14 protein-coding genes and 1 pseudogene are annotated in these 14,407 nt (G+C 35.2%); 1 reads left to right on the top strand and 14 read right to left on the bottom strand.

From position 1 onward, the window contains the following. Positions 1-419, top strand: a pseudogene (locus HMPREF0819_RS06605) (IS30 family transposase); the annotation flags it as partial. Between the two features lie 111 nt (positions 420-530). Here HMPREF0819_RS06605 and ftsH read toward each other — a convergent pair. From ftsH to HMPREF0819_RS06535, 14 genes are all read right to left on the bottom strand, one after another. Next, entirely contained in the window at positions 531-2,504 is a 1,974-nt protein-coding gene (ftsH, locus tag HMPREF0819_RS06600) for an ATP-dependent zinc metalloprotease FtsH (RefSeq protein ID WP_004233704.1), read from the bottom strand. 18 nt (positions 2,505-2,522) lie between these two features. Continuing rightward, positions 2,523-3,065, bottom strand: a complete 543-nt coding sequence (hpt, locus tag HMPREF0819_RS06595) for a hypoxanthine phosphoribosyltransferase (RefSeq protein ID WP_044023437.1) — start codon at positions 3,063-3,065, stop codon at positions 2,523-2,525. Positions 3,066-3,069: 4 nt separating this feature from the next. Then, complete coding sequence (gene tilS, locus HMPREF0819_RS06590; RefSeq protein ID WP_004233702.1) at positions 3,070-4,335, bottom strand: tRNA lysidine(34) synthetase TilS; 1,266 nt, start codon at positions 4,333-4,335, stop codon at positions 3,070-3,072. Positions 4,336-4,344: 9 nt separating this feature from the next. Next, a complete protein-coding gene (locus tag HMPREF0819_RS06585) occupies positions 4,345-5,631 on the bottom strand; it encodes a serine hydrolase (RefSeq protein WP_004233701.1) in 1,287 nt (428 codons plus the stop codon). Between the two features lie 15 nt (positions 5,632-5,646). Continuing rightward, positions 5,647-5,766, bottom strand: a complete 120-nt coding sequence (locus HMPREF0819_RS06580) for an SP_0009 family protein (protein ID WP_004233700.1) — start codon at positions 5,764-5,766, stop codon at positions 5,647-5,649. A 1-nt stretch (position 5,767) separates the two neighbouring features. Continuing rightward, on the bottom strand, positions 5,768-6,139 hold the full coding sequence (locus HMPREF0819_RS06575; protein WP_004233699.1) for an FtsB family cell division protein: 372 nt from the start codon (positions 6,137-6,139) through the stop codon (positions 5,768-5,770). Next, entirely contained in the window at positions 6,126-6,398 is a 273-nt protein-coding gene (locus tag HMPREF0819_RS06570; RefSeq protein ID WP_004233698.1) for an RNA-binding S4 domain-containing protein, read from the bottom strand. The genes HMPREF0819_RS06575 and HMPREF0819_RS06570 overlap by 14 nt, the downstream gene beginning before the upstream one ends. A gap of 180 nt (positions 6,399-6,578) precedes the next feature. Next, positions 6,579-10,076, bottom strand: coding sequence for a transcription-repair coupling factor (gene mfd, locus HMPREF0819_RS06565; protein WP_004233697.1), 3,498 nt, complete (start codon positions 10,074-10,076; stop codon positions 6,579-6,581). A gap of 5 nt (positions 10,077-10,081) precedes the next feature. Next, on the bottom strand, positions 10,082-10,651 hold the full coding sequence (pth, locus tag HMPREF0819_RS06560; RefSeq protein WP_004233696.1) for an aminoacyl-tRNA hydrolase: 570 nt from the start codon (positions 10,649-10,651) through the stop codon (positions 10,082-10,084). Positions 10,652-10,726: 75 nt separating this feature from the next. Beyond that, a complete protein-coding gene (ychF, locus tag HMPREF0819_RS06555; RefSeq protein WP_004233695.1) occupies positions 10,727-11,842 on the bottom strand; it encodes a redox-regulated ATPase YchF in 1,116 nt (371 codons plus the stop codon). A 108-nt stretch (positions 11,843-11,950) separates the two neighbouring features. Beyond that, entirely contained in the window at positions 11,951-12,283 is a 333-nt protein-coding gene (locus HMPREF0819_RS06550) for a helix-turn-helix domain-containing protein (protein ID WP_232007671.1), read from the bottom strand. Between the two features lie 11 nt (positions 12,284-12,294). Beyond that, entirely contained in the window at positions 12,295-13,074 is a 780-nt protein-coding gene (locus tag HMPREF0819_RS06545; protein ID WP_004233692.1) for a CPBP family intramembrane glutamic endopeptidase, read from the bottom strand. A gap of 146 nt (positions 13,075-13,220) precedes the next feature. Beyond that, positions 13,221-13,415: a DUF951 domain-containing protein gene (locus HMPREF0819_RS06540; protein ID WP_004233691.1), complete on the bottom strand. Its 195-nt coding sequence runs from the start codon at positions 13,413-13,415 to the stop codon at positions 13,221-13,223. A 10-nt stretch (positions 13,416-13,425) separates the two neighbouring features. After that, positions 13,426-14,310 carry a diacylglycerol/lipid kinase family protein gene (locus tag HMPREF0819_RS06535; protein ID WP_004233688.1) on the bottom strand — a complete coding sequence of 295 codons (885 nt, stop codon included), beginning with the start codon at positions 14,308-14,310 and terminating at the stop codon, positions 13,426-13,428. Positions 14,311-14,407: the final 97 nt, after the last annotated feature.

The following is a 14,407-nucleotide window of genomic DNA, read 5'->3' as shown; positions in this document are numbered from 1 at the left end:
AAATTGATATGGTTATTCAAACACAGGCAAAAAACGAGTGTCTGTTGACTCTAACCGATAGAAAGAGTCGTTATCAAATCATTCGACTCATTCCCGATAAGTCCGCGTTTTCAGTCAATCAAGCTCTGAAAGCAATCCTCAAGAATTATCAAATGAACTCTATCACAGCTGATAACGGGGCTGAGTTCAGTCGTTTAGCAGAAGTTTTTGCCCCTGCTCATATCTACTATGCCCACCCGTATTCTTCTTGGGAGCGTGGTACTAATGAGAATCATAATAGACTCATCCACCGTTAGTTGCCTAAGGGAAGCAAAAATGCGACTCAACAACAAGTCGCATTTATTGAAAACTGGATTAACAACTATCCAAAGAAACTATTCAATTATAAATCTCCTAAAGAGTTTTTACAGACTGGCTAATTTGAACCTGAAATTTGGCATTATTCCTTTCATACCGCATAATTGGCTCATTTTGAGACGTTTTTACAGCTATTTATTCTATTTATATAATGTCTTAGACTTGTTCAAAAGTTATTCTTCTGAGTCATCCATCTTTTCTTTCACTTCATCATATGAAAGTGCATGTGCTTCTTCAGTATCTTCTTCTAACTCAGCAGGTACTTTACCTGTTTCGTAAATTGATTTAATCTGAGCAGCATCAAGAGTTTCATATTTAAGAAGTGCTTCTGCAATAAGTTTATGAACTTCGCGATTATTATTAATGATATCAGCAGCTTTGTTACGTGCTTCATTAAGAAGTGCGCGGACTTCATCATCAATCAACTGTGCAGTTTGAGGTGAGTATGATTTTTCTGGTGACAGTTGACCTGCCATCATAGCATGACTACCTTCATATTGAACAGGGCCAAGTTTTTCACTCATACCGTACTCAGTGACCATCGCGCGAGCTAATTGTGTAGCTTGTTCAAAGTCATTTGATGCACCAGTTGTTTGTGCATTAAAGATAATTTCTTCAGCAACTCGTCCACCCATTAAACCAGCTAATTGTTCTTTGAGATCTGACTTAGAGTGAAGCATTTGATCTTCTTTTGGAAGAGCAATCATGTATCCGCCTGCACAACCTCGAGGGACAATTGTGACTTTGTGTACAACACGAGCACTTGAGAGAACTAAACCAACAATAGTGTGTCCAGCTTCATGGTATGCGACCATTTCGCGCTCACGTTGTGAAATAGTACGATCTTTCTTAGATGGACCTGCAATAACTCTATCTTCAGCTTCATCGATATCTGAAGCATCAATTTTAGTTTTATTACGGCGAGCTGCTACAAGGGCAGCTTCATTTAAGACATTTTCAAGATCTGCACCGACAAAACCAGGGGTTTGTTGTGCGACAACTTTTAAGTTAACATCTTCTGCTAATGGTTTGTTTTTAGCATGCACTCGAAGAATAGCTTCACGTCCCTTAACATCTGGACTACCGACAAGAATTTTACGGTCAAAACGTCCTGGACGAAGAAGAGCCGGGTCTAACACATCACTTCGGTTAGTTGCAGCAATAACGATGATATTTTCATTCCCTTCAAAACCATCCATTTCGATAAGAAGTTGGTTGAGGGTTTGTTCACGTTCATCGTTTCCGCCACCCATACCGGCACCACGGCGACGACCTACAGCATCAATTTCATCGATGAAAATAATGGCACGTCCAGCTTTCTTAGCATCTTCAAAGAGGGATCTTACACGACTTGCACCTACACCAACGAACATCTCAACAAAATCAGAACCTGAAATTGAGAAGAATGGAACGCCTGCTTCACCGGCAACGGCTTTTGCAAGAAGTGTTTTACCTGTTCCTGGAGGGCCTTCAAGAAGGACACCTGCCGGGATACGTGCTCCAAGTGCTTTATATTTTTTAGGATTTTTCAAGAAATCAACAACTTCAACGAGTTCTTGTTTTTCTTCTTCAGCACCAGCAACATCAGAGAATCTTACTTTTACATCACCTTTTTGTTGTGATTTAGCTCGGTTTTTACCGAAGCTCATTGCTCCACGAGCACCATTTCCTCCTTGATTCATCATCATGAAGAAGAAAACGATCACTAAGATAAGTGGAAGATAAGTAAGTGCCAACGATAACCAAGTGCCGCTTGAGCTCTCTTGTTTGATATTTACATCAACATCAGCTTTTTCTGCTGCTTTAGTAAGTGAATCAATAGAAGAATCACTTGGTAAGATGATTGATGTAAATTCAGTAACAGAAGTTGAAGTATCTCCTTCTAAAAATGGAAGTGAGGCACTTGATTTTGGTTTTTGAGCCTTTTTGTACTTACCACTTACTTCGATAATGCTTCCGCTTGGCTGGTAAGTAATTGATTTAATATCACCCGATTTAATTTGTTTAACTAAAGTCGAGTAATTAATTTGCTGGCTTTGTGTACTTGTTCCTCTTAAATAATATTGAAATGCGGTAATCGCCGCAATAATAACGAGAATATAGATAAAGGAATTTTTTACAAAGCCATTATTTTTGTTATTTTTCATATAACTAACGACTTTCTACTATTTTGAATAGATTTCTTCTTTCAAAACGCCAACATATGGTAAATTACGGTAACGTTCAGCATAGTCAAGGCCAAACCCTACGATAAACTCATTTGGTACATCGTAGCAGACATAGTCAGCTTCAATATCAACAACACGACCTTCTGGTTTATCAAAAAGGGTTACAATTTTAACTGAATTAGCTTTACGATATTTAAACATGTCACGAAGGTATTTTAGAGTACGTCCTGTATCGATAATATCTTCGATAAAGATGACATCACGACCTTCAATATTCGTATTTACATCTTTAAGGATTTTTACCTCACCACTACTTTGTATTCCACCATGATAGCTAGAAACGACCATAAAATCAATTTCAACGTGCGTATCAATGTGTTTAATCAATTCTGCCATAAACGGAACAGAACCTTTTAAAACACCAATCAATAGAGGATTTTTACCTTCATAATCTTTTGTGAGTTGTTCACCCAATTCTTTGGTTTTACTAACAATCTCCTCTTCAGAATATAACACTTTTTCAATATCTTGTTCAAGCATGACATCACCTATTTCTAATTTTTTCAATATACAATTTGCCCTCCATTATATCATGTTTAGAGGGTTTTCTCAAATAAGTTTTATCAGCAACCAGGACAAAAATTATTTTTCCATCTTGTTCACCAATAATGGCATCAGCTCGTTCTTGACTTGGAATCTTTTCATCAATAAACAGCCTGCGCAATTTCTTTGAAAATTTTCCAAAATCAATACGATCACCTTCTTGTCTTCGCCGTAGAAGAACCGGACTTAAACTATAAAGGGCAATACCTTCCTTATCTTTACTGACAAATTGAAATCGATACTGACCATAATTGACTATACTACTATAGTCTATCATCTTTTGATCTAGTTCCCTATCGGTCTTAGGGCTGATTTTTTTAATCTGAAATGCATCGTAGTCCTTAACTAACCAATAATTAGATTTTATGTGATACTTCGCATTTGATTTATTTCTCAACGTCTGCAAGATTTCTTCAAATTGTCCACGAGTAACCTGTAAATTAGGGTAATTTTCAAGATAATTTTGAAGAAGAATTGTTTGAACTGCTTGAGATTGAGCCAAAAACTGAGAACAATTCGTCACATCAATATTTTGTGTTAAGTCTTGGAATGCTTGAAAAAGTTGCTCACTTTCTTCTCCAAGCTGACGAAGTCCCTGCTTAAATTTTGGATTTTCTTCCTCCAAAATCGGAATATAACGATTTCTAATACGATTTCTCAAAAACTCTAAAGATTGATTTGAATCATCTTCAAAATGAAAAATATCTGGTAAATCTTTTTTGAAATAGGCTAAAAAGGGACGAATTAATTCACCATTAGCAAAGGGAGAGACTGCTTGAATTCCTGATAAATGGCGCAAGCGGCTACCCCGTAAAAGTCTCATAAAGATTGTTTCTGCTTGGTCATCAGCATGATGAGCTGTTACAAGTGCTGTGTAGTTTTGCTCATTCATAATTTGCTTAAAAAAGTGATATCGAAAATCACGCGCTGTTTTTTCAGAAAAATTTCCTAAAAAATAAGAAACATAAATTGGAATTTGATACTCGTTTGCCCAATCTCGTAAATAATTTTCTTCTATATCTGATTCAACACGTTGTTTGTGATTGACGTGAGCAATCCCAATTTCTATACCTAAATTTTTTTGGTATATATACAAAAAGTGTAGCAGATTCATAGAATCTACTCCACCTGAGACAGCTATTAAAACTTTTTTATGTTTGGCAAAATATGCCTTCTTTTGAATTTCTTTTACTAATTTATCATACATAAGACATCACTATTTTAAAATATTGTAAACGTCGTTAGCGATATTTGAAATATCGTCGTACGAAGCATTATCTGTGAAAATTGATAAGATAAAAGGTTCATTAGCGTAGACTATCGCAACATCGTGTCTATAGTCATAGGCATCACCGATTTTATGAGCAACTTGAACATTGATATCTTTAGAGATACGTGCTGTGTCAAAATCAGTTGACGATAGATAAGAAATGATATCTCCATTTTGCTGATAGATAGCTTCCATTAAGGCAGCAGCTGTTTTAGAAGATATTTCACGCGATTTCATATCAAATGCTGTATTCGTTATAGCACTGATATCTGAAGTAAAATGTTCACCATATTGTTTAGCAATATAGTAACCTAGGATGTTTGTTGCAACATTATCAGAATGCTGGCAGACAGCTTTTAACAAGTCTTCAACACTGTAATCCTTATTGTCAGCTGTCTTGCTAATTTTCCCGCTACCACTTGGATTATAGGCTTTAGAAAAATTATTCACATCAGCAGTGTATCTTAATTTATCATCCATCTTAACACTGCCATCTTGAATTTTTTCTTCAACGTAGTAAAGTGTTGCGAGTTTAGCAATACTAGCTGCGTACATGGTTGTGTCAGAATTAATACCTGCTGTTTCTTGCGTTGATAATTGTTTAACGTAAATAGAATAATTACCCTTATTATATTTCTGATTAAGAACCTGCTGAACTTTTTCCATACGATTATCAGAGGTTGATAGATAGTCTTCGCTAATCCAACCTTTGCCATCAACTTTATAATAAGTTCCATGATAAGTTGTGGCTTTTTGAGTAACTGTAACAGCTGAATAAGCTGTTAAATCAGTCTGAACTTCATGTGTACCTACAACATACGGTGCTTGATACACTTTGAAATCCTCTTTTAGCCAATATTTTTCGTTATCAGATTCTTGACTAAGGACCACATCATCGTAAATCAATTGATGACTCGCCTCAATATAAGAACCATTTGATAATTTAAAGACAGGTTCTGAATTATCGTTAACGGATAAATCAATAACATCTAAATGATGATTAGCAGCAAGTGACCCTGATACAGTTGTCAAATTACTATCTTTAAAAACATCGGTTGCTTGTATAAGAATCGGATTTGACGGTAGTGAGTCATAATAAGCTGCTGTTGTTGCAATACCAGCAGCCAATTGATACTTTTCAACATTAGTTAAATCAACATCTTTTTCAGTACTAACAGCAGAAAGAGAAGTCAAGAAAAATGGTATTAGCATCACTGCGAATAATTTTTTCATTGGCTTCTCCTTTCATTATTTTTTTGGTGTTTGATGATTTTCTTCACGTAATTTTTGATTTTCTTTTGCCAATTCTTCTAATTTTTCATCGGAATAGGCTAAAAATTTTTCAATTGTTTCGATTAAATTTTCCATATTATTTTGGTAATAAATTTGGCAATGGATAAACTGTTTCACCTGAGCGTGACAAATAGTATTTCGCACGAGCGTATTTTTCAACATATGTGTCATCTTTTAAGCGATTAGCCAAGACTTTTTCTGCATCTGTCTCAATAACTAAGTTATTGTAAGTTTTTTGAAGTGATACAACTTTATCTTTACGCTCTTGCAGTGTTTGATAACTTTTGACAAGATTATATGTCGGTAAAATGAACAACAACATTACAACAATCAAAATCCACCCCATAAAACGATTACGTTTACGATTTTTCTCTTCAAGGTAACGTTTTTTGGTGTTTTCATCGTTGATGTATTGATTGTTCAACTGAACGATATTAGGCTTCTCCATCCGCTTCTATCCTTGTTTCATTGATGATTTCATACATTTTAGTAGCATCTTCTTTTTTGGTACTGTCTTTCATTTCAAGGACACGTACTGTCAGCAATTTATTTCCAAAACGAATTTCAACTTCGTCGTTAAGTTTTAAATCTGTTGATGATTTGGCTAAGATGCCATTAACTTTGATACGTCCTTTATCAGCAACTTCTTTCGCTACTGGACGACGTTTAATAATACGGGATACTTTTAAATATTTATCTAGTCTCATATATTTTACCTCGCAATCTTTTCTATTTTATCACTTTTTTTCAGAAAATAGATGCTTTCAATCTGTTTGTTAAGATAATGTAATAAAAAGAGAGCAAATGCTCTCTTAGTGAAAATACTATTTCTACTATAATAGGTATAAAAATGTTCGACGTGAAACATTGTCAAAATTCTTTGACAACTAGTTTTCTTGGGCTTTTCTGGCTTTGATTTCAGCCAGCATGCTACCAAATTTTTGAAGTTCTTCTAGAATTTCGTAATCTTTTTTACCTCTGACATTGAACGTAATTTCAATCTTTCCTTGATTTTCTCCAATGCGGGCTTTCAAATCTGTTTTAGAAAGAGCCTCAAAATAATCTTGTGTTAAATAGTGTTGCAGCGAAGCTTTCTCAAAACGCACCAACAAATTGTTATCTTTACGTTCAACAAGTTCAGTAAAGGCATTGTCCATGTACGATTTCACAAGACCAATTTCAAGAAGATAAGCAACCTGATCTGGATACTCTCCAAAACGGTCAATTAATTCATCCTGTAAAGTTTGATAATCATTTTGACTTTCAATTTCACGAATACGTTTGTAAATTTCGATTTTTTGACGTTCGTCATCAATATAATCACTTGGAAGATAAGCATCAATTTGTAGATTGATTTCAGCATTGCTCTTACGACGTGTTTGAGATTTACCCTGCTTCTTAGCAATAGCTTCTTCTAGCAGTTGCGAATACATTTCAAATCCAACTGAATCGATAAAACCACTTTGTGAGGCACCGAGGATGTTTCCCGCACCACGAATAGACAAATCTCGCATTGCAATCTTGAAACCAGATCCAAGCTCTGTAAAACCCTTAATAGCATCCAAACGTTTCTCAGAAACTTCTGTCAAATTCTTGTCTGGGCGATACATGAGGTAAGCATAAGCAATACGATTAGAACGCCCAACACGACCACGAAGTTGATACAAAGTTGACAAGCCCATATGGTCAGCATTTTCAATGAAAAGTGTATTAACATTTGAAATATCAACGCCTGTTTCAATGATAGTCGTCGCAACAAGAACGTCGTAAACACCTTCAATAAAATCCATCAACGTGTTTTCAAGTTGAATTTCACTCATTTGACCATGAACAAAACCAATACTAGCTTCAGGAACTAGCTCTTGCAGTTCTGATACTTTTTGGTCAATCGTATCAACTCGATTATAAACGTAGAAAACTTGACCACCACGATCCATTTCACGAATAATGGCTTCGCGAATCAAGCCAGGATTAGTTTCCAAAACATAAGTTTGAACAGGATAACGATTTGTCGGTGGCGTTTCGATAACTGACAAATCACGAATTCCTAACATGGACATATGCAAAGTTCGTGGAATTGGGGTTGCCGTTAACGTTAGCACGTCGACTTTAGTTTTAAGCTCTTTTAATTTTTCCTTGTGCTTAACACCAAAACGCTGTTCTTCATCAATAATAATCAGACCTAAATCAGCAAATTCAACGTCTTTAGACAAGAGTCGATGCGTACCAATAATGATATCAACTTGACCTTGTTTTAATTTCTCTAAAGTCTCATTTTGCTCTTTTTTACTTTGGAAACGGCTAAGAACAGCCACCTCTACGGGATAATTATCAAAACGCTCTGAGAAATTTGTGAAGTGCTGTTGAGCAAGAACAGTAGTTGGCACCAAAACAGCTACTTGCTTGTGGTCATTAACTGCCTTGAAGGCTGCACGCATAGCAACTTCTGTTTTACCAAAACCAACATCACCTACCAAAAGACGATCCATAGGTTTAGCTTCTTCCATGTCGTGTTTGATTTCCTTGATTGAACGAAGTTGATCTTCTGTCTCAACATAAGCAAAATCATCATCAAACTCTCGTTGAAGATCGTCGTCTGGTGAGAAAGCAAAACCTTTCATCTGGCTACGTTCGGCGTATAATTTCAATAAATCATCAGCAATATCTTCAACTTGCTTAGAAACTTTTTGTTTAGTCTTTTGGAAACGACCATCATTTAATTTATTAATTTTAGGCTCTTTGCCATCAGCTGAAACATATTTTGATAAACTTTCAATCTGCTCAACTGGCAAGGAAATTGTCGAAGAACCTTGATATTGAATGGTCAAATAGTCACGATGCACCCCATGAATTGCAATTGTCTCAATTCCTAAAAACTTACCAATACCATGTACATGGTGAACAACATAATCACCTTTAGAAAGTTCATTATAGTCTTTTAAACGTTCAGCATTGCTGATATTTGAACGACGAATACGACGTTTGACTTTCTTGTGATAAATTTCATGCTCTGTTATTAAGACAATTTTTTCATCAGCAAAGTAAAAACCATTTGAAAGGTTACCGGTAATTAGCTGTGCCTGATGTTCTTGTACTTCATCTGCAGAAACCATTGGCAAATCCAAACCATACTCCTGCAAGTTTTCCTGCAGACGCTCTAAGCCATGTTGGGTGTCCGACTGAATTAGAATAGTTGCTCTGGACTTTTGATAACGATTGATTTCGTCAATCAATAATGGAAACTGATTGAAAAATTCCTGCATAGGATATTGCGTAAAATTGTGCAGACTATCAAATTTTAGATTTCCCAATCCTTTATGGAAGTTTGAGAAAAAGGTTGCTGGCTGATACTGACGCAAATCTTTATAAATATCAGCAAAGTAAACCAAACTTGACACAGCTTTACCACGTTGTAAATCCTCTGTCAACAAGTTTGCAATCTCTAAATCAAACTTAGCATTGCGATCAACAATCTTTTGATAGTCATCAAAGAACACAGGTGTCCCTTTTGGAATGTAATCCAAAAGCGTCCATTCTTTAGCATAAAAGAGCGATAAGAAACGTCTTATATCCTGATGACGATAATGTTCCTGTGTTGTAGCATAAAGTTCACTTAGATAAGCATGTTGAGCATCTTTAGCTGTCTCTAGGTATTTTTCAAAAGCTGTACTAGCTCTAGTAAAGTCTTCCTCAGACAAAATCAATTCATCTGCAGGGTAGATTGTAACTTGATCAACGTTACTAAGTGATTTTTGAGTTTCAGCATCGAACTCACGAATACCATCGACTTCATCACCAAAGAATTCTAAACGATAAGGATAGTCAGCCGTCACCTCATAAATATCTACAATATCACCACGTCTGCTAAACTCTCCAGGATTTAAAGCTTGGGATACCTTCTTGTAACCTACGTTTGACAAAACCTTTACAACCTTGTCAAGGTTGTAATCCTCACCAACAACAAATTTCAACTGACTCTCAGCATAAGCTTTGGGATTTGGTAATAAAACTCGTGTCCCTACCAAGCTTGTAATTAAGATTCCTGTTTGTGTAGTATCTTGTAAAAAATTTAAAGCTTCCAATCGCGAGTGAGCTTTATCCATAGACGCAAAAATAAATTCTGCTGCTGCAACGTCATCCGCAAAAAATGTATAAACCTTATCCTCACCAATTAACCCAGATAAATCACTGGCTAATTTTTCGACTTCATGTTGAGTTGATGTCAGAACAACAATTTTTTCTTCATTTGCCTGATAAGCCGAAGCAATGGCAAGAGCCTTGCTTGCTCCTGACAACCCCATTATAAGTTGTCTACCAAGATTTGATACTCCTCTATGCCATGTTTGAATCAGCTTATTCCGGCTAAATAAATCAATGATATTCATAAACTTTACCCATTAAATTTTTGCATTGTCTTCACAAAGTCTGCTTCCTGTAAATAAAATTGAACGACATCATTCACTTTTTCAAGCGTATTCGTTACTGTGATGTAATCATCTTTATCAAATTTTCCAAGAACATGATCAACAACTGATCGTCCTTGTTTCGGACGTCCAATGCCAACTTTAATACGGTCAAATGCTTGCGTTCCTGCATGAGCAATAATTGATTTGATACCGTTGTGACCACCAGCAGAACCTTTTTGACGAAGACGAATACGACCAACTTCCATGTCTAAATCATCATAAATTACCATAAAATCTTCAATAGCGATATTATAATAAGTCAACAAAGCATGAACCGCAATTCCAGAATTATTCATAAAAGTTGTTGGTTTTACAAGATAAACTTTTTCACCGTTGATAAAAGCAGAGCCAACTTCTGCTTTAAAGTTTTTGTCTTCTGAAAATGTCACATTTAAGTCTTTTGCCAGACGGTCAATTGCCATAAAACCAATATTGTGACGTGTTTCGTGATATTTACTGCCTGGATTTCCCAGACCAACAATCATTTTTACCATTATTTTTCCTTTCAAATGTCAAAAGGGCTGGAAAAAATTTTTCCAACCTCATTTGATTTTCAATTATTAATTAGCTTAGACGTTAAAGCGGAATTCCATGATGTCACCATCTTGAACCACATAATCTTTCCCTTCTTCACGAAGACGACCTGCTTCCTTGACAGCTTTTTCTGAACCGTATTTGATTAAATCATCGTAAGACATTGTAATTGCACGGATGAATCCACGTTCGAAGTCAGAGTGAATGATACCAGCTGCTTGAGGTGCTTTGATACCACGTTTAAATGTCCATGCACGAACTTCTTTTTCACCTGCAGTGAAATAAGTTCCAAGACCAAGCAAGCGGTAGGCGGCGCGAGTCAAACGGTCAACACCAGATTCTTTCAAACCAAGATCTTCAAGGAAGAATTCTTTATCTTCATCGTCAAGTTCAGAGATTTCTTCTTCTGCACGTGCTGAGATAACAACAACTTCAGCATTTTCAGTTGCTGCAAATTCACGAATTTGTTTCACATATTCGATATCATCTGGATTAGCAACTTTATCTTCATCGACGTTTGCTACGTAAAGAACTGGTTTTGTTGTCAAAAGGAACAATTGTTTAACAATTTTTTGTTCATCTTCTGTAAATTCAATTGTACGGGCTGATTTACCATCTTCAAGTACTGGTTTGATTTTTTGAAGAACGTTAAATTCTGCAATAGAATCTTTATCTTTTTGTGTACGTGCCACTTTTTCAACACGCGCATAACGTTTGTTGACTGATTCTAAGTCAGCAAGAATCAATTCCAAGTTGATTGTATCGATATCAGCAAGTGGATCAACAAAGGCATCTTCACGACCTTGTTCACGCATAACGTTTTCGTCATCAAATGCACGAACAACGTGAACAATCGCATCAACTTCACGAATGTTAGCAAGGAATTTATTACCAAGGCCTTCACCACGAGATGCACCTTTTACGATACCTGCAATATCAGTAAATTCAAATGTTGTTGGAACTGTTTTTTTAGGTGTAATAAGTTCAGTCAATTTTTGTAGACGTTCATCTGGGACTTCTACCATACCAACGTTAGGGTCAATTGTCGCGAAAGGATAGTTAGCAGCTTCCGCACCTGCCTTTGTAATCGCATTAAAAAGTGTTGATTTTCCGACGTTTGGTAAACCAACGATACCTGCTGTTAAAGCCATATTTTATTAGTCTCCGTTAAATTTATTCAATCAAAACTATTATAGCATAAAATCAAACAAAAAAGCCCGCTATATGCGCAGACTTAATCACTTAATCAAATTTTATTACTACAAAGCAAGAGCTATTAACCATAAAAATGTACCGATTGGAAACACTAACCACCATTTTTTATCTAAAAATTCCCAAATATTCATAGAGCTACTTTCTTTCCTCTCAATAACGCGTTCAACAATCTTGCATGGCTTTTTACCTAAAACTAATTCATCTAAGCTCACTCCTAAAATATCAGCAATTTTTATTAAATTCTCTAAGTCAGGAGTTGACTCACCTGTTTCATATTTTGAAATTGATTGACGTGATATGAATAATTGTTCTGCAAGAGCATCCTGAGATAATTTTCTTTCCACGCGTAATTTTTTTAATTGAGTAGAAAAAATCATTCCAACCTCCATTATTTAATACCAAATATACTGTTTTTAACCTTAAAAAATACCAATAATGACGCTATAAATAGTAATATACTCTGTAAAAGAATTGCATGATTAGTCTCTGAAAAACCAAATAACATTAATACCATTCTCGTCATATGAACGCCTCCGTGTACTGCAACAGCAGCCCACGTTGTTTTAAATATGCTTTTTAACAAATAAGCTAGACATGCAAAACTAAAAGCATAAAACATTGTTAATATACCATAATTAAGTCCATCCATAAATATATGGATAGCATGCATCAAAGTAAATAGAACAACTGATAAACACATTGTATAAAAATTATTATATTTTATCCGCAATGTTTGAACCATATACCCACGAAAAATTAATTCTTCTGGAAATCCCTGTTTAATAAAAGATTCAATAAAAAATAGTATTAACGTTATTGATACAGTGATAAAATTGACCGTACCTCTTAACTTAATAATTTCATCGTGAAATAACATACGAGAACTAATAGTTGCGACAACAATAATAAAAGACGTAAAAACTAAACTTATACAAAATCCTCTAAAAGACTTCTTAGAAATATTCAACTCTAATCCATCTAAGGACTGCCTATCAATTTTCTTAATAAAAAAATACGCCAAACTTGAATAAACTGCTAAAAGAAGAACTTCATTAATCGGAGTAGGAAGAGCGAAAACTGCTACTAATTCCCCTAATATTAAAAACAGTACCGTAACAACAATCGAATTAAGTAAAGGAAAATTTTTACTCTTATCCTTAAACATCATAATTACTCCTATACATTATTTTTAAACTCAGTATAGAATGTCTTTTTTATAAAAACTAGCACTTTTTGATGCAATTATCAGTTGCTGAAAACTAAAGAAGCTTGATAAATCAAGCTTCTTTAAGTTGCTTTCAAATTGATATATTCTTATGACAATACTTTTTTCAATTTACGTTCGAAATCATGACGACTCATCATGACAATATGGTCACAGTTAGTGCAGCGAATTTTAATATCTGCACCGACACGAACAACTTCCCACTCATTCGCTTTTTTACCAGTGGCTTTGATAGTGCATGCATGAGGCTTTTTCATTTCAACAAGGCTTCCAATTTCGTACATGATTTCTCCTTTACAAATAAATATAACGTTTCTGAGGTGATAAAGTCACTTTATCAAGCGATACAATTTCTCCATCAATCTCGATTAGGCTGCTCTCAGCTGGTTTTAGAGTGATTTTTCGGTAAGTCTGATGCTGAAAATAATTGAGACGCTTGTGCTGTTTCAAAACTAAAGTAAGCAACACCAAAACTCGTTTCCACAAAGTCTCACCTTTAGCATAAACACAATCTAAATTTCCCGTATAGGCCGTTGCATCTGGCCTAATCATCACGCCACCACCAAAATAAGTGTTATTGGCTAGTGAAAAAAAGAAAAGGTCTTTCAGCTCAATAGACTCTCCCACTTCATTTTCTAAAACAAGTGAAGCAAATGCTGGTTTTTTAATCAAACACTGAATTGCCGTTAAAACGTAAATTAAATTTCCTAAATGATATTTATTGAGTTTCGCTTTAAGCTTTGAATGTTCAACGTGATTAATCACCCATGAAGCAAAACCAAGGTCTAAACTATTTAACACTAAACCTTTCTGATAAGTGAAAACAGTAATCTCTTTTGGCGCTTTTTCCAGTGATTTCATTAGCTGCATTGGATTTTTTCTAAAACCAAGAGCACGCGCAAAATCATTTCCCGAACCAATTGGATAATAAGCAAATGGAATCTCAGCTAGCCAATAATACAACACTTTAGACAAAGTTCCATCACCACCAAGAATCAATAACTTATCTTGTGAGCATTGAAAAAATTTTAAAACTTGCTTAACTTGATTTTCTTCATCATTTCGATATCGCGTAAAAAAAGTAATTACGTTTTGCTCTGAGTGATTTTTCAACGTTGCAATAATATCTTTGGCACTACGATTTCCTGAATGAGGATTAGCAATAATATAAAGTGTCATATCAAAAGATATTATAACATAAAAAGCAAGAGCACTGCATAGACAGTACTCTTGCCGGAGATTATGAAAAAGAAAAGTTTTAGGATGATTATAGTAT

The organism is Streptococcus equinus ATCC 9812, assembly GCF_000187265.1.
Taxonomy (GTDB): Bacteria; Bacillota; Bacilli; order Lactobacillales; family Streptococcaceae; genus Streptococcus; species Streptococcus equinus.
Note: the sequence above shows the minus strand (reverse complement) of the source record. Positions and strands in the feature narration are given on the sequence as shown.

Coding starts and splice junctions, on each gene's coding strand:
- pth (WP_004233696.1), bottom strand. CDS start 10,651: ATGGTAAAAATGATTGTTGGTCTGGGAAATCCAGGCAGTAAATATCAC.
- hpt (WP_044023437.1), bottom strand. CDS start 3,065: ATGCTTGAACAAGATATTGAAAAAGTGTTATATTCTGAAGAGGAGATT.
- HMPREF0819_RS06550 (WP_232007671.1), bottom strand. CDS start 12,283: ATGATTTTTTCTACTCAATTAAAAAAATTACGCGTGGAAAGAAAATTA.
- HMPREF0819_RS06585 (WP_004233701.1), bottom strand. CDS start 5,631: ATGAAAAAATTATTCGCAGTGATGCTAATACCATTTTTCTTGACTTCT.
- ychF (WP_004233695.1), bottom strand. CDS start 11,842: ATGGCTTTAACAGCAGGTATCGTTGGTTTACCAAACGTCGGAAAATCA.
- mfd (WP_004233697.1), bottom strand. CDS start 10,076: ATGAATATCATTGATTTATTTAGCCGGAATAAGCTGATTCAAACATGG.
- ftsH (WP_004233704.1), bottom strand. CDS start 2,504: ATGAAAAATAACAAAAATAATGGCTTTGTAAAAAATTCCTTTATCTAT.
- HMPREF0819_RS06570 (WP_004233698.1), bottom strand. CDS start 6,398: ATGAGACTAGATAAATATTTAAAAGTATCCCGTATTATTAAACGTCGT.
- HMPREF0819_RS06540 (WP_004233691.1), bottom strand. CDS start 13,415: ATGTACGAAATTGGAAGCCTTGTTGAAATGAAAAAGCCTCATGCATGC.
- HMPREF0819_RS06580 (WP_004233700.1), bottom strand. CDS start 5,766: ATGGAAAATTTAATCGAAACAATTGAAAAATTTTTAGCCTATTCCGAT.
- HMPREF0819_RS06535 (WP_004233688.1), bottom strand. CDS start 14,310: ATGACACTTTATATTATTGCTAATCCTCATTCAGGAAATCGTAGTGCC.
- tilS (WP_004233702.1), bottom strand. CDS start 4,335: ATGTATGATAAATTAGTAAAAGAAATTCAAAAGAAGGCATATTTTGCC.
- HMPREF0819_RS06575 (WP_004233699.1), bottom strand. CDS start 6,139: ATGGAGAAGCCTAATATCGTTCAGTTGAACAATCAATACATCAACGAT.
- HMPREF0819_RS06545 (WP_004233692.1), bottom strand. CDS start 13,074: ATGATGTTTAAGGATAAGAGTAAAAATTTTCCTTTACTTAATTCGATT.